The 23018-nt window shown below is 67.5% G+C and carries 17 protein-coding genes; 11 read left to right on the top strand and 6 right to left on the bottom strand.

Going from position 1 to position 23018, the window contains the following annotated elements; all coding sequences use genetic code 11:
- Positions 1-9 precede the first annotated feature (9 nt).
- A complete protein-coding gene (locus tag L3Q65_RS39565) occupies positions 10-1872 on the bottom strand; it encodes a selenium-binding family protein (protein ID WP_237597952.1) in 1863 nt (620 codons plus the stop codon).
- A gap of 592 nt (positions 1873-2464) precedes the next feature.
- Here L3Q65_RS39565 and L3Q65_RS39560 point away from each other — a divergent pair.
- The 6 genes from L3Q65_RS39560 (at position 2465) to L3Q65_RS39535 (ending at position 8838) form a co-directional block, all read left to right on the top strand.
- Positions 2465-3622 carry a hypothetical protein gene (locus L3Q65_RS39560; RefSeq protein WP_237597951.1) on the top strand — a complete coding sequence of 386 codons (1158 nt, stop codon included), beginning with the start codon at positions 2465-2467 and terminating at the stop codon, positions 3620-3622.
- Positions 3623-5149, top strand: coding sequence for a hypothetical protein (locus L3Q65_RS39555; RefSeq protein ID WP_237597950.1), 1527 nt, complete (start codon positions 3623-3625; stop codon positions 5147-5149).
- Between the two features lie 120 nt (positions 5150-5269).
- Positions 5270-5851 (top strand): YbaB/EbfC family nucleoid-associated protein, encoded by a 582-nt coding sequence (locus L3Q65_RS39550; RefSeq protein ID WP_237597949.1) that lies wholly within the window; start codon positions 5270-5272, stop codon positions 5849-5851.
- The gene (locus L3Q65_RS39545; RefSeq protein WP_237597948.1) at positions 5848-6168 is read left to right on the top strand and encodes a hypothetical protein; all 321 of its coding nucleotides are present in this window, start codon (positions 5848-5850) and stop codon (positions 6166-6168) included. The genes L3Q65_RS39550 and L3Q65_RS39545 overlap by 4 nt, the downstream gene beginning before the upstream one ends.
- Before the next feature lie 13 nt (positions 6169-6181).
- On the top strand, positions 6182-7330 hold the full coding sequence (locus L3Q65_RS39540) for a hypothetical protein (protein WP_237597947.1): 1149 nt from the start codon (positions 6182-6184) through the stop codon (positions 7328-7330).
- 8 nt (positions 7331-7338) lie between these two features.
- Positions 7339-8838: a DUF3137 domain-containing protein gene (locus L3Q65_RS39535; protein ID WP_237597946.1), complete on the top strand. Its 1500-nt coding sequence runs from the start codon at positions 7339-7341 to the stop codon at positions 8836-8838.
- Between the two features lie 2 nt (positions 8839-8840).
- Here the strand turns inward: L3Q65_RS39535 and L3Q65_RS39530 are convergent, their stop codons facing one another.
- Positions 8841-9479, bottom strand: a complete 639-nt coding sequence (locus L3Q65_RS39530; protein ID WP_237597945.1) for a zinc ribbon domain-containing protein — start codon at positions 9477-9479, stop codon at positions 8841-8843.
- 189 nt (positions 9480-9668) lie between these two features.
- On the opposite strand from L3Q65_RS39530, the gene L3Q65_RS39525 reads away from it, so the two are divergent.
- Genes L3Q65_RS39525 through L3Q65_RS39510 form a run of 4 tightly spaced genes read left to right on the top strand, consistent with a single transcriptional unit; the run spans position 9669 to position 12468 of the window.
- Positions 9669-10250, top strand: a complete 582-nt coding sequence (locus L3Q65_RS39525) for a YbaB/EbfC family nucleoid-associated protein (RefSeq protein WP_237597944.1) — start codon at positions 9669-9671, stop codon at positions 10248-10250.
- A complete protein-coding gene (locus L3Q65_RS39520; RefSeq protein ID WP_182890292.1) occupies positions 10250-10585 on the top strand; it encodes a hypothetical protein in 336 nt (111 codons plus the stop codon). The genes L3Q65_RS39525 and L3Q65_RS39520 overlap by 1 nt, the downstream gene beginning before the upstream one ends.
- 8 nt (positions 10586-10593) lie before the next feature.
- A complete protein-coding gene (locus tag L3Q65_RS39515; protein ID WP_237597943.1) occupies positions 10594-11655 on the top strand; it encodes a hypothetical protein in 1062 nt (353 codons plus the stop codon).
- A gap of 3 nt (positions 11656-11658) precedes the next feature.
- Positions 11659-12468, top strand: coding sequence for a hypothetical protein (locus L3Q65_RS39510; protein WP_182890294.1), 810 nt, complete (start codon positions 11659-11661; stop codon positions 12466-12468).
- A 62-nt stretch (positions 12469-12530) separates the two neighbouring features.
- Here L3Q65_RS39510 and L3Q65_RS39505 read toward each other — a convergent pair whose 3' ends face one another.
- Positions 12531-16442, bottom strand: coding sequence for a DNA-directed RNA polymerase subunit beta' (locus L3Q65_RS39505; protein ID WP_182890295.1), 3912 nt, complete (start codon positions 16440-16442; stop codon positions 12531-12533).
- 90 nt (positions 16443-16532) lie between these two features.
- Positions 16533-20036, bottom strand: coding sequence for a DNA-directed RNA polymerase subunit beta (locus L3Q65_RS39500; protein WP_037816287.1), 3504 nt, complete (start codon positions 20034-20036; stop codon positions 16533-16535).
- Positions 20037-20757: 721 nt separating this feature from the next.
- On the opposite strand from L3Q65_RS39500, the gene aroQ reads away from it, so the two are divergent.
- Positions 20758-21204 (top strand): gamma subclass chorismate mutase AroQ, encoded by a 447-nt coding sequence (gene aroQ / locus L3Q65_RS39495; protein WP_237597942.1) that lies wholly within the window; start codon positions 20758-20760, stop codon positions 21202-21204.
- A 113-nt stretch (positions 21205-21317) separates the two neighbouring features.
- On the opposite strand, the gene L3Q65_RS39490 is transcribed toward aroQ, so the two are convergent.
- Together L3Q65_RS39490 and L3Q65_RS39485 are read right to left on the bottom strand one after the other, a co-directional pair.
- Positions 21318-22373, bottom strand: coding sequence for a hypothetical protein (locus tag L3Q65_RS39490; protein WP_237597941.1), 1056 nt, complete (start codon positions 22371-22373; stop codon positions 21318-21320).
- A 26-nt stretch (positions 22374-22399) separates the two neighbouring features.
- Positions 22400-23008 (bottom strand): hypothetical protein, encoded by a 609-nt coding sequence (locus L3Q65_RS39485; RefSeq protein ID WP_182890297.1) that lies wholly within the window; start codon positions 23006-23008, stop codon positions 22400-22402.
- Positions 23009-23018: the final 10 nt, after the last annotated feature.

Genomic DNA, 23018 nt, shown 5'->3' with positions numbered 1-23018 from the left:
GGGAACGAGTTACTTCACGTTCTGGTCGGCGACCACGAACAGCTCGGAGTGCGGCTTGGCGTTGCCGAAGTCCCCGTGCGGCCACGACTTCCGGTTGAAGTTGATGCCCACCTGGCCGGTAAACTCGTCGCGGAAGTTCTGATCGACCGCGATCTTCCCGTCCGGAGCCAGGTTCAGCAGGTTGACCTTGTGGTCACCGTCCAAACCGGACCGAGCGACGAAGTAGTTCGACACCGCGATGTGCTGCGGCTGCTCGGTTTCGTGGTAGAGACCGTCCTGGCCGAGCGCGAGGTTGTCGTACGCGCCCCAGTGCGGGCCCGCCCCGGGAACGCCCGGGTTGATCGGCGCGGAGCCGACGACGGTCGGCAGGTCTCCCCCGCCGCCCTGCTGCGCCTTCTCCTTGGTGTCGACGCGGCCCTTGATGTCCTCGACCTTGTCGCCCGCCGCGACCAGCTTCTGGATGTCGAGCACGTACACGCCGCCGGTGGTGCCGGGGTCGTCCGGGCCGAGCGCGCCCTTCTGCCTGCCCTGCACCGCGTGGTACAGGAACCGGTCGTCCGGACTGGTCTGCAGCCAGCCGCCGTTGGAGCTGGCGCCGTTGGAGTCGTTCTGCGAGTAGATCGGCTTGCCCGCGGTGCCGTCGTCGAACACCTCGATCCAGTGCGGGTCCTTCGCCGTGATGTCCGGCGTGTAGAAGATCGCGCCGCCCTGCATCGTCTCGGCGAACGCGCCCTTGTGCCCGGGCTTGTTCGTCACCGTGGTCTCCATGACCGCGCGGCTTTCCGAGTGCAGCGGGTCCGCCGGATTCGCCCGGGGACCGTCTTGCAGGTAGGACACCGCCTTCAGCTTCGGGTGATTGCGGTCGGAGATGTCCCAGGTGCGGATCGTCGGTCGGCGCAGATACGGCGACGGCTGCTTCACCGGGTCGAGAATGATGTTGCGCGGTTCGGCGTAGTCACTGGTGACGAGGGTGTTGAGATCCTCGCGCGCCTGAACGCCGTGCGGGTTCGCGCAGGACGGTTTGCCCAGCTGTGGCAGGTTGTCGCACAGCTTCGCGTTGTCGCCCTGCGGGGTCGCTGCCGGATTCTGCGACAGCACCTGCGCGTTCTGGTCGAAGTGCACGACCTCGCCCGGGCTGCCGGCGAAACCGTTGCCGATCTGCGTGGAGCCGTCCTGGTACGCGTACGGACCGGGCACGACCGGACCGCCCATGTACGTGCCGTACGCGGTGCCGTCCTTCAGCACCCAGTACGCGTCGGGCACGGAACCGCCGAGCGTCTGCGTCGGCAGGCTGATGCCCTTGAGCTTCAGCTGCGGCAAGGCACTGACGTCGAACGCGTACGTCGCCGCGGCGAACAACGCACCGGCGTAGATCGTGTCGCCCTTGTGCCACACGTACTGCATGTGGTGCGGCTCGTTCTCGACCAGCGGCCCGACGGTCGCAGTGTTCACCACCTTGCCGTACGTCGGCGAGCCCTGCGTCGCGTCGATCACCGCGAGGAAATCGGGACCGGGCAGGGCATTCTTGATTTTGCCGAGACCGCCGCCGAGCGAACCCGGCAGGTTCTTGACGTCCTTCACCGCGGTGTCGGCGATGTTCTCGTCGCCGGCCCAGACCAGCAGCCACTTCTTCGGCGTGCCGTCCGCGGAACGCGCTTGCGCCGCGAGGTCTTTGCTCACCAGGTGGTTCTGCACCCAGTACTGCTTGCCGTCGGACGCGGTTTTGGCGTCGGTGACCACCTGGACGTCGGCGTAGGCGCTGGTGCTGGACCCGGTGTAGGTCACCGCGCCGATCGCGAGCGCGACCGCGCCGGCGACGGTCAGCGCTTTCCGCCATCGGGGCGGGGCGCCCGAGGAGGAGCTGAATCGCATTGTGTCTCCCTGTTTGTGTTCCCGTGAAGCGCCCGCGAAGGCACTTCTTTCCCCGTTCTGCGGGCAGCACGGAACCCGCCCGGAACGCGGAAAGCGTTTATCCCCTCGGGCAGCCAAAACCCGTTGCGGGGCAAGAGAAATCAGCCAGCCGAACGCGGCCGGGAGAAAAGTCAGGAATTCCTACACAGCGCGCTGGCCTGCTGCCGCAGATCAACGTGCAGGCGCCACACCAGGGCAACCGGAAAGGACATGCGCGAAATACTCTGGCGAACCGCACGCACTGTCAATGCGGTGATCAATCGTGGGAACATCGACCGAAGGGGTGAATATCCCACGAACTGGGCCGACTTGCCCGCCTCTCGCGCCGCACCCGCCGCGAGCAGCGGCGCTGACCTGCGATGCTCCGTTCGGCCCACAGTATGTTCGGCGCTTCGGCGTCCGGGACGGGTCCGTTCGCCCGATATGTTCGTTACCTTTTCGTGACCAAATCCCGGGAACTCTCGCTCCTTCGCCGCCGACCGGGCCGCGGCCCGAAGGCGCGAACCGACACGAAACGGCATAATCCGCTCCGGGGCCGAGGGAGGGGGAAGACGTGGGACAGGACAGCGTCGCGGACGGGGTCAAAGGCAAGGTCAAGGGCTACGACGACAGCCTTGGCCAGAACGCGTCCGACATGGCGAAAAAGGCGCCGATCGTCGGCAAGGGCTACAGCACGATCTCCGGTGCCGTCGACAAGTTCGGCTCGGCCAAAGACGCCGGGGACATCGCGGCGGCGAGCGGCCAGCTGGTGCAGGACGGCGCCGGCTTCGTCGCGGGCGCGGCCGTCGACGTGGCGAGTTTCGCGGTCGACCCGATCGGCTGGCTGGTCAGCAACGGCCTGAACATGCTGATCGAACTCGTCCAGCCGCTGCAGGACGCCCTGCACTTCGTCACCGGCGACGGCCCTGGCCTCAAACGCGCGTCCGAGAACTTCACCGAGATCGGCAAAGGCTTCGTCATGCTGGCCGACCAGTTCGTGAAGGACGGCGACGAGGCGCTCAAGGACTGGCAGGGCGAGGGCGGCGACGCCGCGAAGAAGGCGCTGGCCCAGTTCTCGCAGGGCATCAAGGGCATCGGCACCGCGGCGGGCGCGGTCGCGGACACGCTGCAGATGTGGTCGATGGTGATGACCGTCATCGAGGAAGTCGTCAAAGCCCTCATCTCGGACCTGGTCAGCTGGCTCATCTACCTGTGGCTGCCCGCGCTCGCCGCCTCCGTCGTGTCCTTCGGCGCCTCCGTGGCGACCGCGATGACCACATCGATCGCCAAGGTCGCGAGCGTGGTCGCCAAGGTCACCAAGCACCTCGGCAAACTCGGCAAGCTGCTCGACAAATTCGTCATGTTCCTCGTCAAATGGAGCGGCAAAATGGCCGACGAGGGCATCAAGCTGACCGAGACCGGCAAACGAGGACTCCCGGCGCAGGCCGGAAAAGTGGCGGCCGGCGCTCTCGCCGCGGACACCAAGACCAGGGCCGCGCTGTTCGGCCACGCGGCCAAGGAAGCCGCCGAGAGCGTGCCCAAGAAGCTGTACGAGGAAACAATCAAGGAGGTCACCGGAACCAGCCCCGGCGACCTGTCCAAGGGCCCGGGCAGCCAGGGCAAAGCTGCCTACAAGATGGGCAACAAGATCGTCGACTACGCCAAGAACCCGTCAGTCGGCGACGGTGAGAGCATCGAAGAAACCCGCGGCAACCTCGATATGGGCGAATAGATGGCGGAACCGCTTCCCTGGTACATCGTTCTCGGCTACCTGACCGCGTTCGTCCTGCTCTGGATCGCAGGCCGGGCCGAGGGCGGCGGCACGGCCACCTCGGCGATCAGCAACATCGCCTGCGGCCTCGTTTTCCTCGGCACGACGCTGACCTGGTTCACCGTGAGCATGGAAGTCCGCGCGCCGCTGGCGGTGTGGATCGCGCTGCCGGTGGCGTTCGTCGCCTTCGTGCTCTGGCAATCCTGGCGGCAACGAGATTCGCTCCGCCGCCTCGGCACCACGAACGAAGCGACCTTCGGGGTGCTGCCGAAGCGCGGCCGCACCGTGCCGTTCGACCAGCAGGACAGCCTGTCGCTGCGGCGAGTCCTCGAACTCGAGCACCAGGGCCACCGGCTGCTCGGCGTCGAATACCCGCTCACCGAGCCGGATTCGGCCACCAGCCGGGTCACCGACCGCATCGGCGGCCTCTACTCGATGATCGAACTGCGGATCCCGGCCAGCCCGACGCTGCTGATCACGCCGAAGGTCGGCGCGTTCGAACCGGACTACACCACCCCGTTCGAGGACGCCCGGATCACCCGCATTCAGGTCGGCACCCCGAAACCGTCGTCGAAGCCGTCCGAGCAACCGCGGGAGTTCCTGGCCGAGGAACTGCGCAAGGTCGCGGTGGACCCGGAATTCGACCGGCGTTTCGAGGTCGCTACCGAGGATCCGGAGTTCGCCGCCAAGGTGCTCACCCCGGAAGTGCGCGAGATGATCCTCAACGACCTGTGGTTCCGGGTCCACGAGGTTGTGTTCGACCACGACGCGCTCTGGACCGCAGAAGCGGACGGGCTGAACGAAGACCGGCTGCTCGGCAACGCCCGCCATCTCGCGATCTTCGCCGCGGCCGTGACGTCGAACCTCTGGCCCGGCACCGAGTTCTCCCGAGTGGCCGCCCGCGCCGAAACCGGCTACGACCTGTGGTTCGGCCAGCGCCGCGGATTCGTGCGGAACCGCGTGAACCGCTACCGCGAGTCGATGGACCGGCAACCGCTCGCCCCGACGACGGTGCTGACGCGCTCGCTGCTCGCCGCGGCCATGGTGGTGGGCGGTCTGCTGCCGATCGCCAACGGCTTGGCCACCGCCGTCGGCCTCGCCCCGGAGGTCCCGCTCACGGTCCTCGAATCCGACGGCGGCGATCCGGGCCGCGCCTGTGGTGCCAACCGCACCCAGATCTGCGGCAGCAGGTCGCCCGCGGTCCGCGGGACCTACCCGCTCGACGGCCGGACGCACGAGGTCGTCACCGGCTGGGTCTCGGGCGAACTGCCCGAACGCGGCGACGTGGTCGACGTGCGGATCGGGCCCGTCTGGTGGAACACGGTGTTCCAGAACACCGCCGCCGTCGTGACGACCATGCTCGCCGCGCTGGTCCCCCTCCTGCTCGGGCTGCTGTTCTTCAAGACGATCTTCCGGCCGCGGGAGCCCCGCCGGGTGCGCATCCTGCGCGAGATCAGGCAATCCGGACAGGTCGAGTCCCAGCCCTAGCGGAGCGGTTTGCTGACCTGCGGTGATCACCCGCTCCGGATTCCGCACTCTTGAAGCACGAAGCCGACAGAAGCGGCATAATCCCGCACATCAGCGAGGTGCAGGGAAGGTGTGACCGCCGTGTCCGAAGAGATGGACCGACTCGTCGCGGAGTTCGAGAAGTTCCAGACGAAACTCAAGCAGGCCGAAGCGCAGTTCGCGAAGGTCGGCGACATGCAGGAGGAACTGAACGCGCTCGAAGCGCAGGTGATGTCGCCGGACCGGTCGGTCACCGTGGTGGCGGGCCCGAGCGGGTCGGTCAAGGACCTCCGGCTCTCCCCGGACGCGTTGCGCCAGCAGCCGGACCAGCTGGCGTCCACGATCCTGGCGACGCTGCACCAGGCCGTCGCCGAATCCGCGCGCAAGCAGGCCGGGATCGTCGACGAGCACGTCGGCACGGCCTTCGGACTGAACGTGTCCGAGCAGGTTCTCGAAGCGCAAGCCGCGGGCATGGGAACCACAGTGGACGAATTGGAGTCCAACCTCCCGGAGGCGCAGCCGCAGCGGCAGGCGGCGCCGGTTCGCGACGAGGAGGACTTCGCGAACAACAACCTGCTTCGCGCTGAGCAGCAGCCGACGCAGCCCGCTCCGCCGCCGCCTTCCACTTCGGCGGGCGACCAGTTCCTCAAGAACTTGTTCAACGACGAGGAGGACCACCGATGACCCACAGCGTCGTCACGACGGCCATCACGAAGTACTCCACCGACCTCGACCACTACAAGAGCGAGGCGGGCAAGTTCAACGGCCTCGTGGGCCAGGCCGACGTCGGCGACAAGTCGTGGGGCCTGATCGGGCTGGTCGCCAAGCAGACCTACACGAGCAAGCTCGACGAGCTCAAGCAGCTGCTCGAGGCCATGAAGAGCGGCGTCGAAGTGTTTCAGGAAAAGCTCGGCAAAGCCGCGGAGATCTACGACGGGCACGAGAAGGACACCGTCATGACCTTCGGCAAGTTCGACGCGAAGATCGACGGACCGCTCTGAGCAAGGGGAACTCATGGGACAGGACAGCGTCGCCGACGGCGTAAAGATCAAGCACGAAGACGGGTTCGGCCACGACGCGCTCGAAGCGGCCAAGAAGACGCCGTTCGTGGGCAAGGGCGTCAACACGATCTCCGGCGCCATCGACAACTACGGCGACGCCAAGAGCTTCGGCGACTTCGCCTCGGCCAGCGGCCAGCTGGTGCAGGACGGCGCCGGCTTCGTCGCGGGCGCGGCGGTGGACCTGGCTAGCTTCGCCCTCGACCCGGTCGGCTGGCTGGTCAGCAACGGCCTGAACATGCTGATCGAACTGATCCAGCCGCTGCAGGACGCCCTGCACTTCGTCACCGGCGACGGCCCTGCCCTCAAGGAAGCTTCCGGCAACTTCGTCGAGATCGGCAAGGGTTTCGTCACCCTGGCCGACAACTTCGTCAAGGAAGGCGACGAGGCGCTCAAGGACTGGCAGGGCGAGGGCGGCGACGCCGCGAAGAAGGCGCTGGCCCAGTTCTCCGAGGGCATCAAGGGCATCGGCTCCAGCGCGGGCGCGGTCGCCGAGACCTTGCAGATGTGGTCGATGGTGATGACCGTCATCGAAGAGGTCGTCAAGGCGCTGATCTCCGAACTGGTCAGCTGGCTCATCTACCTGTGGCTGCCCGCGCTCGCCGCGTCCGTGGTCAGCCTCGGCTCGTCCGTCGCCGCCGCGATGACGGCCTCGGTCGCCCGCGTGGCCAGCACGGTCAGCCGGGTCACCAGCCACCTCGGCAAGCTCGGCCAGCTGATCGAGAAGTTCCTGACCTTCCTCGCCAAGTGGGCCGACGAGATGATCAAGCAGGGCTCGAAGCTCACCCCGTCCGGAGCCCGCATCACCCCCGGCACGGAAAAGGCGCTCGCGGGCGCGGTCGCCAACGCCACCGGAACCAAGGGAAGCGCGTTCGGCACCGCGACAGTCGACGCGCTGAAGGGCATGCCGGGCGAGGCGGTCAAGCAGGTCATCGGCGTGAACCCGGCCGACCTGAGCAAGGGCTCCGCCTACGTCGGCAAGGGCGGCTTCGACTTCGCCGACAAGATGATCAGCAACGCGAGGGACATCGGCAAGTCCAAGGACGCGAGCGACGAGGCCGGGAAGCATTCCGCCAAGGACACTCGGGAAAACCTGGACATGTAAGGGTTTTCGTGGACGAGCTGATTGTCCCTGGCTATTTCTTCAGCGGCTACGCGCTGTCGTTTGTGCTGCTTTGGATCGCCGCCTGGGCCGAGCGTCGCAGCTCGGTCTTGGCGGCGGTCTTTCATCTCCTTTGCGGGACAACGGTTTCGCTCACGACGCTGTATTGGTTCTCCGCCAGCGTGTCCGTACCCGCGCTGGCTTGGTACGGCGTGCCGCTAGTCGTCGCCGCGCTGCTGGTCTGGCGTGGCTGGCACCAGCAGCACTGGGCCAGCCGCGTCGACTCCAACGGCGAGCCCAGTTTCGGCTTCCTTGCCCGCCACGGACTTGCCGTCCCGCGGGATCATCCCGATCCCTGGCCGAGCCGGGCCACGGTCGAGTTCACCCACCACGGGCACCGGCTGCTCGGCATCGAGTATTCGACCGAATCCCCATACCGGGACGAGAACTTCCGCCGGAAGTCGAAGCTGGCCGAAGCGCTCAGTTCGATCTACTCAGTCGTGGAGCTGCGGATCCCGAACGTGCCCGCGCTGACCATCGCGCCGAAGACCAAAGCCTTCGCCCCGGACCACTTCACTCCGCTCGAAGACATGCGGATCACCCGCAACCAGTTCGGCTGGCTGCGTCCGGACACCACGCTGCACGAATTCGAAACCGACCCCGGATTCGACCGCCGGTTCTCCGTCTACACCTCGGATCCGGAGTTCGCCCGGGAGATGCTGACCGGCGAGGTCCGCGAGCTGCTCCTGAACGACCGGTTCTTCCGCGTGCACCAGGTCGCCTTCAGGGAGGACGCGATCTGGACCACCGACACCGGCGGGTTGACCGAAGACCGGATGTTCGACAACTCCCGCAAACTCGCGATGCTCGCCGCCGCCGTCCCCTCGGCGATCTGGGAGAAGTGGGCGAACGACCGGCAATTCCGTTCAGTCGCGACCAGCGCGGACACCGGGTACGACGCCTGGATCGGCAAGCGCGGCGGGTTCATCCGCACGCCGCTGAACCGCAGGCGCGACGCCCGCGACCGGCAGCCGGTCACCTCGATCTCGCTGACCGCGCGGACGCTCATCGCGCTCGCCATGATCACCATCGGCGTGGCACCGGCAGGCAACTCGCTGGCCGTGCTGACGAGGCTGGCTCCGCAAGTGCAAGCGACGGTCTCCCGGGTCAGCGAAGGCGGCACCCGGCATTGCGTGACCACCTCCGGCGGCATGTCGTGCACTGAGGACCGGGCCGAGATCGACGGAACCTACGAGCAAGACGGCAGCATCCACGAAATCACCGCCGACTGGACCAAGAATGAGCTTCCCGCACCGGGCACCGTCGTCGAGGTCGCGGTCGGTCCGTTCTGGGGCCATCCTGGCTACCAAATCGGCTCGGTGTTCGCGGCCGTCGATCTCCTCGGCGCGCTGATCTGGCTTTTTCCGGGTCTCCTGCTGCTCAAACGGACCTACTTACCCAGCGTCCCCCGCCGAGTGAAGAAGCGGCGCGAAGCCCTCGCCGAGGTCTGACCTCAGAGCCGGTGCCCGCAATCCGCGCAGAACACCGCGCCCGCCTTGGACTCCTTGCCGCATTCTCCACAGTGGACCGTCGGAGCCAGTGAACTTCCGCATCCGGTGCAGAACTTCCCGCCGTCCACCTTCAGGCCGCAGTCCGGGCAGGTGAGCTTTGCTCGGGTGCCCAGGTCCAGGTCCTTGGTCCAGTTCTTCTCGCGAGCCTTGTCCCAGATCTGGTCCCGCTGCGCCGCCGCCTGCGCGCGCGAGATCTCCTCCGCCACGATCGGCGAACAGCGCAGGCACTGGCCGATTTCCTCGTTCCAGCACTGATCCGCGCACATCCAGTCGCTGCAGCCGCGGCACTGGCGGAAGCGCGGGGTGATCTCCTCGACGGCTCCGGTCAGCGCGCGGTCCTTCGCTGACGAGTTCGTCGCGCGGTCGTACTTCCACTGGTCCGCGGAGCTGCTCAGCTGTTGCAACGTCCCGCCGAAGAACGAGCCCACCGCGCGCAACATGCTGCGTCCGGTCTCCATCGCGTCCCGCTGGAACGCCGAGCGGTACCCGTTTCCGCAGCGCTCGCAACGGAACTCGAACTGGTATCCCTGTGCGTTGGAGAGATCCGAGAAGTTGTCCGTGAACGGCACGACATCAGCCACGCGCGCGAAGGTATGCCAGCCGGAGATCGGCCCGCGACCGTACAAGTACCGTCTCCGAACCCGCTACGCACCGCGACCGAGGCCGCGCGACCGGCCTTTTTCGCGGTTTTGCCGTGTTTGGTCGGATACCGTCCGTAAAATGCCGGATTGGGCCATATCTGCAAGCAACCGAGCGCAGGGGGAGACGACATGTCCGATGAGTTCGACCGGCTGGTCGCGGAGTTCGACCGGTTCCAATCGAGGCTGCGGCGGGTGGACGACCAGTTCGCCGGCATCGCCCAGATGCAGGAGGAACTGAGCGCGCTCGAAGCGATCGCGACGTCGCCCGACCGGTCGGTCACCGTGGTCGCCGGTCCGGGCGGGTCGATCAAGGACATCCAGGTCACCGATGCCGCGCTGCGCCGCGGCGGGGCGGAGTTGTCCGGGATCCTGATGGCGACCCTGCACCAGGCGGTCGCCGAGTCCGCACGGCAGCAGGCCGTGCTGGTGGACCAGCACACAGGCAACTCGATGCAGCTCACCGAGCAGGTGCTGGAAACCCAGGCCGAATTGCTGGGCACCGACGTCGAGGAATTGCGTGCCGCGATGGAGCGGGGCGCGCCCGCGCCGCAGCGGAGCGTCGAGGAAGAACAGCACGAGGACTATTCCGAGCGCGAACTGCTGGCCGACCCCGCGGAGAAGACCTCTCCCCCGCCGCCACCGCCGTCCTCGGCCGGGTCCGCCGGGGACGACTTCCTGAAGAACCTGTTCGACGACGAGGACCACCGCTGATGGCCGGCTACCAGGTGCAGACGGCGAAGCTCTACGACTACTCCCGCCAGCTGGCGGGCAACAAGACCGCGGTCGCCGGGGTCAAGGGCAAGGTGTCCCAGGCCGACGTCGGCGACGAGTCCTGGGGCGTCGTCGGCATCTTCGTCAAGCACAAGTACACGAGCATGGTCGACGACCTGAAAGACCTGCTGACCGCGATGGAAACCGGCCTGCAGTCCGCCTCCGACAAGATCAACCGTGCCGGCCAGTTCTACGACCAGACCGAAGAGGATCACTGCCGCAGCTGGAAAGACGTCATGGGCAAGATCGACAACCTCGGCAGCGGACGGAAGTAGGGGGCGGGATGTCTGATCCGTTGGGCAAGATCGAGATCAAGCCGGAGGACGGCACCGGCAAGAAGATCGTCAACGCGCTGCCGGTGGTGGGCGGCGCGGTGAAGATCTACGACGCGGGCACCAGCGACGCGATCAAGGCAGGCGACACCGCGACCGGGCTGAGCGGGGTGGTTTCCGAGACGACCAACTTCGTCCAGTCGTGCGCGGAAACCGCGATGAGCATCAGCTCCGACCCGATCGGCTGGCTGGTCGGCCAGGGACTGAACTTCCTGCTGGCCGTCTGCGACCCGCTCCAGGACGCGATCCATTTCGTCAGCGGCGACGGCCCGGCACTGTCCAAGGCGGCCGAGAACTTCACGGCGATCGGGCGCGGGCTGGAGCAGTTCGCGCACCAGTTCAGCGAGCAGGCGAAGAGCTCGCTCTCGCAGTGGGAAGGCGGCGCGGCCGAAACCGCGGCGGAGAAGCTGGCCAAGTTCTCGACCGGGATCACCGGCACCGCCGACCAGGCCGGCGACATCGCGACGATGCTGCAGGTGTGCAGCATGGCGATGACCGTCATCGAGGACTTCATCAAGGCATTGCTGACCGAGCTGATCACCTGGCTGATCATGATCTGGATCCCGGCATTGGCCGCCGCGGTCCCGTCGTTCGGAGCATCCACCGCGGCGGCGGGCACGGCGACCGGGGTGCGCGCGGCGTCTACCGCGGGCAAGGCGACCAAGCAGGTCAGCAAGCTGCAGAAACTGCTCGACATGATCAAGGACTTGATCGCCCGGTTCCAGACGTTCTTCAAGGCGGCCAAGGACGAGGTGGCCAAGATGGCCGAGGAAGGCGGCAAGACCACCGCCAAGCGGGCCAAGGACGGTTTCGGGAAAACCGTCGGCGGGAAGCTGCTGGACGAGGCACGGTCGCAGGTCGGGCTCCGAAGCCACGACAAGAACGAAACCGACCTTCCGGTCAAGCCAGGGAAACCGTTGGGACACCTGGAGAACGCGCGCAAGGCCGTCGAGTACACGGCGACCGGGGACGGAACTTCGAAAGACGAGACCAAAAAAGACCTGGAGTTCTGAGCCGTGGCTCGCGCACTGGCCGACACTTGGGTGTGGCTCGGACCGATCGTCGGAATCCTGGTCATGGTCGTGCTCCCGAGTTATCTCGGCTTCCGCTGGCATCTGAAGAAGAAACGAGCGAAGCGAGCCTGGCTGGCCGCATTGCACGCGGTGCCCGAGGAACTGGGCGGATCCATGGTCGCCGATCTGAAATACGGGCGGCCCCGGTCCGCGCAGCGCCGGAAGCCTCTTGGCGAGCTGTACCGGCCGAAGACCATCTCGGAGGGCATGACCTTCCCCAGCAGTCCTCCGACCGTCGAGTTCGCGGCTGACCTGCCGCGGCGGGACCGGCAGTTCCGGGTCAGCGCGTACTGGTGCTCGCTCCGGGTCGGGGCCAACAGCAGCAGAAGGATCTACGAGTACACCATCGAAACCAAGGTCGGGCCGACGCCGAGCATGAAGATCGCCAAGGCGTACCCGACCGAACCGGTGCGGATGTTCGGGCGGACCATGGCGTATCTCAACTACCAGCAAAGGCTGTTCGAAGCGGAGGCGCGAACCTCGCCCTCGGCCGCCCGCTGGGAGCAATTCACGCCGTCCGAGAACGAGTTCACCGGATACGCCAGCGATCAGGACCTCTCGGCCCAGGTCATCGCCCCGGAGACGATGGACTGGCTGCGCGGCAACCATGAACTGCTTCCGGACCTCATCGGCCTCGAGCACGGGTGGTGCTACGCGGTCTACCGGGACGAGATCGACCCGGCGACCCTGGTCGCCAGAATCGACCTGATCGCCGACTTCCTCGACCGGATCAACGTGCCCGCCGCCGTCTGACCCCTCATACAGCGAAACGCCCCCGGCCGAAGCCGGGGGCGTTTCGTTCAAGCGGAGCGGGATCAGCGGAAGTCGCGACCGAAGTCGTAGTCGTCCAGCGGAACCGCGGCGCCGGTGCCCGAACCGAACACGTCCGGGGTGTAGTAACCGTCGTCGTAGGACGGGATCGCGTACGCCGCGACCCGCGCCTCCTCGGTCGGCTGCACCTGGATGTTCCGGTACTTGTTGATGCCCGTACCGGCCGGGATGAGCTTACCGATGATGACGTTCTCCTTGAGGCCCACGAGCTTGTCCGAGCGGCCGTTGATCGCCGCGTCGGTCAGGACTCGCGTGGTCTCCTGGAACGAGGCCGCCGACAGCCACGAGTCCGTGGTCAGCGACGCCTTCGTGATGCCCATCAGCACCGGACGCCCCGAGGCCGGCTCGCCGCCCTCGGCGACCGCGGCCCGGTTCGTCGCCTCGAACTTCGTCCGCTCGGGCAGTTCGCCCGGCAGGAAGTCCGTGGCACCGGAGTCGATGATCGTCACGCGGCGCAGCATCTGCCGCACGATGACCTCGATGTGCTTGTCGTGGATCGACACACCCTGCGCCCGGTACACCTTCTGGACCTCGTCCGTGAGGTGCATCTGCGCTTCGCGCGGGCCCATGACGCGCAGGACCTCGTGCGGGTCCGGCGTGCCCTCGAGCAGCTGCTGCCCGACGTTGACGTGGTCGCCGTCGCCCAGCGGGCCGTTCGGGGTGTTCGCGAGCCGCTGCCGCTTGGACAGCTTGTCGAAGACGATCTCCTCCGACCCGTCGTCCGGGATCAGGGTGATCTTCCAGAACCGCTCGCTCTCCTCGATCCGCACGCGGCCGTCGACGTCCGCGATCGGAGCCTTGCCCTTCGGCACGCGAGCCTCGAAAAGCTCGGTGACCCGGGGCAGACCGGTCGTGATGTCGTCACCGGCGACACCACCCTGGTGGAACGTACGCATCGTCAGCTGCGTGCCCGGCTCACCGATCGACTGGGCGGCGACGATGCCGACCGCCTCGCCGACGTCGACGAGCTGGCCCGTCGCCATCGAACGGCCGTAGCAGGTCGCGCAGACACCGACCGCCGACTCGCAGGTCAGCACCGAGCGGACCTTGACCTTCGAGATGCCGCTGGAGAGCAGCTTCTCGATGGCCGGGTCGCCGATGTCGTCGCCCGCGTTCAGCACGACGTTGCCCTTGGCGTCCACCGCGTCCGTCGCGAGGTTCCGCGCGTACACGGAGGTCTCGACGTGCTGGTCGCGCACGACCTTGCCGTCGCCGAGGTCCTCGCCGATCGGCATCATGATGCCGCGCGTGGTGCCGCAGTCGATCTCGCGGACGATGACGTCCTGCGAAACGTCCACCAGACGACGGGTCAGATAACCCGAGTCCGCGGTACGCAGCGCCGTGTCCGCCAGGCCCTTCCGGGCACCGTGCGTGGCGATGAAGTACTCCGCCACCGACAGGCCTTCGCGGAAGTTCGCCTTGATCGGACGCGGGATGTACTCACCCTTCGGGTTCGACACCAGACCACGCATACCGGCCAGCGAACGGACCTGCGTCATGTTGCCGGCGGCGCCCGACTTCACGATCATGGCGATCGGGTTGTCGTCCGGCAGCGCCGTCTCCATGATCTTGTGGACCTCTTCGGTCGCCTGCGTCCACACCTTGACGAGCTCGTTGTTGCGCTCGGCGTGGGACAGCTGACCGCGCTGGTACCGCTTCTCGACCTGGTCGGCCTTGCCCTCGTACTCGTCGAGAATGGCCTTCTTGCCGACCGGGGTCAGCACGTCCGAGATCGCGACCGTGACGCCCGAGCGGGTCGCCCAGTAGAAACCGGCGTCCTTGAGCTTGTCCAGCGTCTGCGCGACCTGCGTCATCGAGTACCGCTCGGCGAGGTCGTTCACGATGGCCGCCTGCCGCTTCTTCGGCATCGGCTCGTTGATGAACGGGTAGTCCGCCGGCAGCAGGTCGTTGAACAGCACGCGGCCAAGGGTCGTCTCGGCCAGCCACGGCTTGCCCGGCTCCCAGCCGGCCTCGGCCAGCCGCGCCTCGTCGGCCTTCGCCGGCTGACGGTCGGTGACGCGGATCTTGACCGGGGCGTGCAGGCTCAGTGCCTTGCGGTCGAACGCCATGATCGCCTCGGCGGGCGAGGAGTACGCGTTGCCCGCGCCCTCGGCGTTCTCGTTCAGCCGGGTCAGGTGGAACAGACCGGTGACCATGTCCAGACGCGGCATGGCGAGCGGACGGCCCGACGCCGGCGACAGGATGTTGTTCGCCGACAGCATCAGGATCCGGGCCTCGGCCTGCGCCTCGGCCGACAGCGGCAGGTGCACCGCCATCTGGTCACCGTCGAAGTCCGCGTTGAACGCTTCGCAGACCAGCGGGTGCAGCTGGATGGCCTTGCCCTCGACCAGTTGCGGCTCGAAGGCCTGGATGCCCAGCCGGTGCAGGGTCGGCGCACGGTTCAGCATCACCGGGTGGCCGGTGATGACCTCTTCGAGCACGTCCCACACCTGCGGCCGCGACCGCTCCACCATCCGCTTGGCGGACTTGATGTTCTGCGCGTGGTTCAGGTCGACCAGCCGCTTCATGACGAACGGCTTGAACAGCTCGAGCGCCATGTCCTTCGGCAGACCGCACTGGTGCAGCTTCAGCTGCGGACCGACGATGATGACCGAACGGCCCGAGTAGTCGACGCGCTTGCCCAGCAGGTTCTGGCGGAACCGGCCCTGCTTGCCCTTCAGCAGGTCGGACAGCGACTTCAGCGGCCGGTTGCCCGGTCCGGTGACCGGACGCCCGCGGCGGCCGTTGTCGAACAGCGCGTCGACGGCCTCCTGCAGCATCCGCTTCTCGTTGTTGACGATGATCTCGGGCGCGCCGAGGTCGATCAGCCGCTTGAGCCGGTTGTTCCGGTTGATCACGCGGCGGTACAGGTCGTTCAGGTCCGACGTGGCGAAGCGGCCACCGTCGAGCTGCACCATCGGGCGCAGGTCCGGCGGGATGACCGGGACGGCGTCGAGCACCATGCCGCGCGGGTCGTTGCCGGTCGCCTGGAACGCGGCGACGACCTTGAGCCGCTTCAGCGCGCGGAGCTTCTTCTGCCCCTTGCCGTTGCGGATGGTGTCGCGCAGGCTGTCCGCCTCCGCGGCGACGTCGAACTCGGTCGCCAGCTTCTGGATCGCCTCCGCGCCCATGCCGCCGGTGAAGTACTCGCCGTACCGGTCGATCAGCTCGCGGTAGAGCAGCTCGTCGGCGATCAGCTGACGCGGCTCGAGCTTCGTGAAGGTCGTCCAGACCTCCTCGAGACGGTCCAGCTCGCGGCCGGCGCGGTCGCGCAGCTGGCGCATCTCGCGCTCGCCGCCCTCCTTGACCTTGCGGCGCACGTCGGACTTCGCGCCCTCCGCCTCCAGCTCGGCCAGGTCGGCTTCCAGCTTCTGCGCCCGGGCCTCGATGTCGGCGTCGCGCTTCGTCTCGAGGTTCTTGCGCTCGACGCCGATCTCGTTCTCCAGCGTCGGCAGGTCGTTGTGCCGCAGCTCGGTGTTCACGCCGGTGATGACGTAAGCCGCGAAGTAGATGATCTTCTCGAGGTCCTTGGGCGCCAGGTCCAGCAGGTAGCCCAAGCGCGACGGAACGCCCTTGAAGTACCAGATGTGGGTGACCGGCGCGGCCAGCTCGATGTGGCCCATCCGCTCACGGCGCACCTTGGCGCGAGTGACCTCGACGCCGCAGCGCTCGCAGATGATGCCCTTGAACCGGACGCGCTTGTACTTGCCGCAGTAGCACTCCCAGTCCCGGGTCGGACCGAAGATCTTCTCGCAGAAGAGCCCGTCCTTCTCCGGCTTGAGGGTCCGGTAGTTGATGGTCTCCGGCTTCTTGACCTCGCCGAAGGACCACTGACGGATGTCGTCGGCGGTGGCGAGGCCAATCCGGAGCTCATCGAAGAAGTTGACGTCCAGCACGTCTAGATCCCCTTGGGGTTGTTTCGGCTAGAGGAGGGGTCGGCGGTGGAGCGGGAACCCGCGGGAGGCAGGTTCCCGCTCGACACCGGATCAGTGCACGACGTCGTCCACCGAGGGCGACTCGTTGCGGGACAGGTTGATGCCGAGGTTCGCCGCTGCGCGCTCGAGGTCCTCGTCGTCGGAGTCGCGCATCTCGATCGCCGCGCCGTCGCTGGAGAGCACCTCGACGTTGAGGCACAGCGACTGGAGCTCCTTGAGGAGCACCTTGAACGACTCCGGGATGCCCGGCTCGGGGATGTTCTCCCCCTTCACGATCGCCTCGTACACCTTGACGCGGCCGACCACGTCGTCCGACTTGATCGTGAGCAGTTCCTGCAGCGTGTAAGCCGCGCCGTAGGCCTGCATCGCCCAGCACTCCATCTCGCCGAAGCGCTGGCCGCCGAACTGCGCCTTACCGCCCAGCGGCTGCTGGGTGATCATCGAGTACGGGCCGGTGGAGCGGGCGTGGATCTTGTCGTCGACCAGGTGGTGCAGCTTCAGGATGTACATGTAGCCGACCGACACCGGGTACGGGTACGGCTCGCCGGAGCGGCCGTCGAACAGCGTGGCCTTGCCGTTCTCCTTGACCATCCGCTCGCCGTCGCGGTTCGGCTTGGTCGCCCCGAGCAGCCCGGTGAGCTCCTCCTCCTTCGCGCCGTCGAACACCGGGGTCGCGGTGTTCGTGTTCGGCGCGACGTCGTAGAGCTCCTCGGACAGGTTCTTCGCCCAGTCCGGGTTGCCCTCGATCGTCCAGCCTTGGGAGGCCAGCCAGCCGAGGTGCAGCTCGAGGATCTGGCCGATGTTCATCCGTCGCGGAACACCGTGGGTGTTCAGGATGATGTCGACCGGGGTGCCGTCCTCCATGAACGGCATGTCCTCGACCGGCAGGATCTTGCCGATGACACCCTTGTTGCCGTGCCGGCCGGCGAGCTTGTCGCCCGGCTGGATCTTGCGCTTCTGGGCCACGTAGACGCGGACCAGCTCGTTGACGCCCGGGGGCAGCTCGTCGTCGTCCTCGCGGGAGAACACCCGGATGCCGATGACCTTGCCGGTCTCGCCGTGCGGCACCTTCAGCGAGGTGTCGCGGACCTCGCGCGCCTTCTCGCCGAAGATCGCGCGGAGCAGGCGCTCCTCCGGGGTCAGCTCGGTCTCGCCCTTCGGCGTGACCTTGCCGACCAGGATGTCGCCGTCGCGGACCTCGGCGCCGATGCGGATGATGCCGCGCTCGTCGAGGTCGGCCAGGACCTCCTCGGAGACGTTCGGGATGTCCCGGGTGATCTCCTCGGCGCCCAGCTTGGTGTCGCGGGCGTCGATCTCGTGCTCCTCGATGTGGATCGACGTCAGCACGTCGTCCTGCACCAGGCGCTCGGAGAGGATGATCGCGTCCTCGTAGTTGTGGCCCTCCCACGGCATGACCGCGACGAGGAGGTTCTTGCCGAGCGCCATCTCACCGTTCTCGGTGGACGGGCCGTCGGCGATGACCTGGCCCTGCTCGACCCGGTCGCCCTCGTTGACGATCGGCCGGTGGTTGAAGCACGTGCCGTGGTTGGAGCGGCGGAACTTGTACAGTCCGTAGCTCTTCCGCGTGCCGTCGTCGTGCATGATCGTGATGATGTCCGCGGACAGCTCCTCGACCACGCCCGCCTGCTCGGCGACCAGGACGTCCCCGGCGTCGACCGCGGCGCGCAGCTCCACGCCGGTGCCCACGTACGGAGCCTGGTTGCGCAGCAGCGGAACGGCCTGACGCTGCATGTTCGCGCCCATCAGCGCGCGGTTCGCGTCGTCGTGCTCCAGGAACGGGATCATCGCGGTGGCGACGGAGACCATCTGCCGCGGCGACACGTCCATGTAGTCGATCTCGAGCGGGTCGATCAGCTCGACCTCGCCGCCCTTGCGGCGGCCGAGGACCTTGGACTCGACGAAGTGCCCGTCGTCGGTCAGCGGCGCGTTGGCCTGCGCCTTGACGTAACGGTCTTCCTCGTCCGCGGTCAGGTAGTCGACCTGGTCGGTGACCTGGCCCTCGACGACCTTGCGGTACGGCGTCTCGATGAAGCCGAACGGGTTGACCCGCGCGTACGAGCACAGCGAGCCGATCAGGCCGATGTTCGGGCCTTCCGGCGTCTCGATCGGGCACATCCGGCCGTAGTGCGACGGGTGGACGTCGCGGACCTCCATGCCGGCGCGCTCACGGGACAGACCACCCGGGCCGAGGGCCGAAAGACGACGCTTGTGCGTCAGGCCCGACAGCGGGTTGTTCTGGTCCATGAACTGCGACAGCTGCGAGGTGCCGAAGAACTCCTTGATCGCCGCGCCGATCGGGCGGATGTTGATCAGGGTCTGCGGCGTGATCGCCTCGACGTCCTGGGTGGTCATGCGCTCGCGCACGACGCGCTCGGTGCGGGAGAGGCCGACCCGGATCTGGTTCTGGATCAGCTCGCCGACGGTGCGCAGGCGACGGTTGCCGAAGTGGTCGATGTCGTCGGTCTCGACCGGCACCTCGACGCCGGCGGAGCTGGTCATCTTGTCCTCGCCGGCGTGCAGCCGGACCAGGTACTCGATGGCCGAGACGATGTCCTCTTCGGTCAGCGTGCCGGTCTCGTACGGGGTGTCGAGGCCCAGCTTCTTGTTGACCTTGTAGCGGCCGACCTTGGCCAGGTCGTAGCGCTTCGGCTTGAAGAACAGGTTCTCCAGCAGCGTCTGCGCGCTCTCCTTCGTGGGCGGCTCGCCCGGGCGCAGCTTGCGGTAGATGTCGAGCAGCGCCTCGTCGGTGCCGGCGGTGTGGTCCTTCTCGAGGGTGGCCAGCAGCGTCTCGGAGAACGAGAAGCGCTCGCGGATCGCCTCGGTGGACCAGCCCAGCGCCTTCAGCAGCACGGTGACCGGCTGGCGGCGCTTGCGGTCGATGCGGACGCCGACGGTGTCGCGCTTGTCCACGTCGAACTCGAGCCACGCGCCGCGGCTCGGGATCACGCGCACGCTGAAGACGTCCTTGTCGGTCGTCTTGTCGACACTGCTGTCGAAGTACACACCCGGAGAACGCACCAGCTGGGACACGACGACCCGCTCGGTCCCGTTGATGATGAAGGTGCCCTTGTCGGTCATCACCGGGAAGTCGCCCAGGAAGACCGTCTGGCTCTTGATCTCGCCAGTGTTGTTGTTGACGAACTCGGCGGTGACGAACAGCGGGGCCGCGTACGTCATGTCCTTGTCCTTGCACTCCTCGATCGAGGCCTTGACCTCGTCGAAGCGCGGAGCGGAGAAGGACAGGGACATCGAGCCCGAGAAGTCCTCGATCGGAGAGATCTCGTTGAGGACCTCTTCCAGACCGCCGACCGGGTTCTCTTCGCCTTCGTTGACGCGGCGCTCGAACCACGCCTCGTTGCCGGTGAACCACTGGAACGACTGGATCTGGACGTCAAGCAGGTTCGGGGTGGAGAGTGGCTCGCGGATCTTCGCGAAGGAGACCCGCTTGGGCGCTCCGGGGATTCCCGTGGCCTGCGCGCGGGATTCAGCCGAGGTGGTCGCAGCAGTGGCCTGGTTCGCGGGAGAGACTGCCAAGATGCGTCCTTCCGGGGACAATGAGCGGTGAGCAGCCGCGATGGCAACAGCTGTCGCGGACTGTCAGGGGTGCCGTGTGCCCACTATCCTAACTACCGGCTCCGGGCAGCCTGAAAGAGGGCAGCGCAAAGAGGCAGTCTAGCCCGGATGACGCGGTCTGTCCAGGGGGCACTCCCGACGGGGCCCAGCCTGCATCGCGTCACCTTCGGGCAGTGCGTCTCCCTGAGCCTCACTGCGTCCTCTGGCTCCCGGTTTCGCACCGGGTTTTCGCGCCCCTCCCGCAAGGTTCGCGTTCCCCGGCCGTGACCGTTGGCAGTAAGCGTGAACCCACGTGGCTTTGGAGTCAAGATGCCGCGCGGCTCTCCCGCCGGTTGGCGCAGCGTCGAAGCGGGACAGCGCAGGGTGACCGATCCGGCTCACGTTCTGGTTACCGCCGGGTACCCGGGGATCGCCGCGCAGGTCGGCCCGGCCGCGGTGCAGGTGGGCGGCCTGGACGCGGGTCCGGCGGCGGTTTCCGCGTCGGCGCGGCGCGCGCGGGATGGATCACATTCCGCGAGCGGCCGGGCACGGGGCGCGGTAGCCGGAACAGGGGAACTTCGGGCAGCTCGAACCCAGATTCCGGGTCCCCCGGACAGGGGTTGCGCGCGCCGGGACCGGCGGTTGGCAACGGGTGCGTCCCGGTGATCAACTGGGCGGGGCCGAACTCCCGGAGGTGCGCACGATGGCGGAACCCGACGCCTCGCTTCCCGAACTGGTCCTGCGCAGGCTGGCGATCAGCGAGCAGGTCGCCGCGGCGAAGTTCGGGGCCGGACGGCCCGTCGACGATCCCGTCCGCGAGCAGCGGGAGCTCGCCCGTGTCCGGACACTGGCCCGTGAGGTCGGCCTCGATCCGGACCTCGCCGCTGGGTTCCTCGCCGACCAGATCGCGGCGAGCAAGCAGGTCCAGCGCCGTCTCTTCGCGCACTGGACCGAGCATCCCGGCGACCGGCCCGCGGGCGGGCCCGACCTGTCCGTGCTGCGCGCCGAGCTGGACGGCCTCACAGTCGCTCTGCTGGACCGGCTGGCCGAGACTGGCCCCGAACCCCTGGTGCCGCCGGAAACGCCGGACGCGCTGAAACATGAGCCGCTCCGGACGGCTTACCGGACGCTGGGCCAGCGTCGCTCGTGAGTGTCTATGCCGGTTCTAACCGGCACCGGCACTCACGAGCTCCGCTCCCCTGGCACGACGACGGCCCGCCCCCGGAGCTTCCGGGAACGGGCCGTGACGTCTGCTGAGGACGCTTACTTCGACGGCGGAGCCGAGGCGGGCGCGGACGGCGCGGGCGCACCCGCGGCCGGTGCTGCGGCCTTGTACGTGTCCATGTCGGTGATCTTCCACATGTTGCCCTGCAGCTGGGCGTCCACGTGCATCTGCGCCGTGCCCGCGGCGGTCTGCTTCGTGTCCGCGCGCGTCGACGTCTGGTCGATGAACAGCATCACCCTGGCGAGGTCGCCGTTCAGCCGGATCACCGCGCTGCGGGTGACCTTGCAGGTCACGACCACCTTCTGCTCCGGCGCGAGCTTCTTGACCTGGCCCATCAGCGCGTTGTAGCTCGTCTTGACCTGGTCGGTCGCGAGCAGCTGGTTGGCCGCGTCCTCGGTCTTCTTGATGTTGTTGAAGTCGTAGGAGAACAGCGTCTCGATCGCCTTCGAGACCTGGTCCTTGACCTGCGCGGTCTTCGCCACGTCGAGCACCGCGCGGTTGCTCGTCGAATCGGCCGCGTCCGAACCCTTGACCTGGAAGATCACCGCCGCGGCGACCAGCGCGAGCCCGACCACCAGCAGCAGTGCGACCCGCACGGTGTTGCGGCTGACCACGGACCGCTGAGCCGGTACCGCGGCTTCCTCGTCCGCCCGGGCCTTGGTCTCGGCCTCCTCGACGTCCGAGGGCTTCTCCGAGCCGGTGTCCCGCTTCTTGCGCCGCGGGCTCGGCCTGGCCGGTTTCTCGTCCTCGACGGCCTCGCCGGTGAGCGCGTCGACCTCTTCGGCCGGGGCTTCCTTGGTTACCCCGGAGACCTCGGCCTCGGGTTCGGCGGCGGTGTCTTCCTCGACCGCGGTCTCGGCAGGCTTGGTCTCGGCAGGCTCAGGGTCGGCCGGACGCACCAGGCCGCCGCGGGGGATCCGCAGCTCCTGGGTCACCTCGGCCGGGTCCGCGTCGGGGAGCGGCCGCGGCCGGGGGCGCGGCTTGGGCGAGGCCGCCTGCACCGCCGGGTCCGACGGCTTGCGCAGCCCGGCGACCTTCGGCTTGCGGGCCGGTGGCGTGCTGCTGCGCGGTGGCTGGCGACGGGAGGGGGGCACTGCGGAACTCCGATCTGCGGGTGAAGCTACTTGCCGGCGGCGACGAGCGGCACTTGGTCGATCCCGGACAGCTTCCACGTGCCGTCAACCCGGGTCATCTGGACCTCGAGCCGCAGCGCCTTGGTGGCGTTCTTCCCGCCCGCCGAGGTGTCCGTGCTGATCGCGGCCAGGAAGCTGGCCTTGCCGTCGTGGTCGTTGAGCTCCTCGACCGCGATGTCCTGGATCGTGGTGGTGACCTTGACCTTCTGGTCGGTCAGCGCCTTCGAGTAGTTCGGCTGGGCCTGCTGGATCTGCTTGGCCATGTCGTCGCTGGAGACGTCCTTCTGCTTCTGGAAGTACGCGTCCAGGTTCTGGTAGTCGACCTGGGTGTAGGCCAGCACCGCGGCGGTGCCGTCCTTGAGCACGTCGTCGCGCGCCGAAGCCAGATCCCGGTCGCCGTCCATCTCCGCGACCAGCCACATGATCCCGAACACGATCGCCACCACCAGCGCGGCGAGAGCGAACGCCCCGGACCCGAACAGCCAGACGCGCGGCGATCCGGGAAGCGTCCACTTGTCCTTCGCCGCCACCGCCGTTGCCGGTTCGGGCGTGTCGGCGGTCGCCTCGTCCTCGGCGACCGCGTGCTCGGCACTCATAACACTCCAG

Origin of the sequence: Amycolatopsis sp. FU40, assembly GCF_021903635.1 — a bacterium.
GTDB lineage: Bacteria > Actinomycetota > Actinomycetes > Mycobacteriales > Pseudonocardiaceae > Amycolatopsis > Amycolatopsis dendrobii.
The sequence above is the reverse complement of the archived record's forward strand: the minus strand, read 5'-3'. Positions and strand labels throughout refer to the sequence as shown.

Excerpts from the sequence above, each read along its gene's own strand:
- L3Q65_RS39545 (WP_237597948.1), top strand. The coding sequence starts at position 5,848 with ATGACCCACAGCGTCGTCACGACGGCCATCACGAAGTACTCCACCGAC.
- L3Q65_RS39525 (WP_237597944.1), top strand. The coding sequence starts at position 9,669 with ATGTCCGATGAGTTCGACCGGCTGGTCGCGGAGTTCGACCGGTTCCAA.
- L3Q65_RS39515 (WP_237597943.1), top strand. The coding sequence starts at position 10,594 with ATGTCTGATCCGTTGGGCAAGATCGAGATCAAGCCGGAGGACGGCACC.
- L3Q65_RS39555 (WP_237597950.1), top strand. The coding sequence starts at position 3,623 with ATGGCGGAACCGCTTCCCTGGTACATCGTTCTCGGCTACCTGACCGCG.
- L3Q65_RS39565 (WP_237597952.1), bottom strand. The coding sequence starts at position 1,872 with ATGCGATTCAGCTCCTCCTCGGGCGCCCCGCCCCGATGGCGGAAAGCG.
- L3Q65_RS39520 (WP_182890292.1), top strand. The coding sequence starts at position 10,250 with ATGGCCGGCTACCAGGTGCAGACGGCGAAGCTCTACGACTACTCCCGC.
- L3Q65_RS39485 (WP_182890297.1), bottom strand. The coding sequence starts at position 23,008 with ATGAGTGCCGAGCACGCGGTCGCCGAGGACGAGGCGACCGCCGACACG.
- aroQ (WP_237597942.1), top strand. The coding sequence starts at position 20,758 with ATGGCGGAACCCGACGCCTCGCTTCCCGAACTGGTCCTGCGCAGGCTG.
- L3Q65_RS39540 (WP_237597947.1), top strand. The coding sequence starts at position 6,182 with ATGGGACAGGACAGCGTCGCCGACGGCGTAAAGATCAAGCACGAAGAC.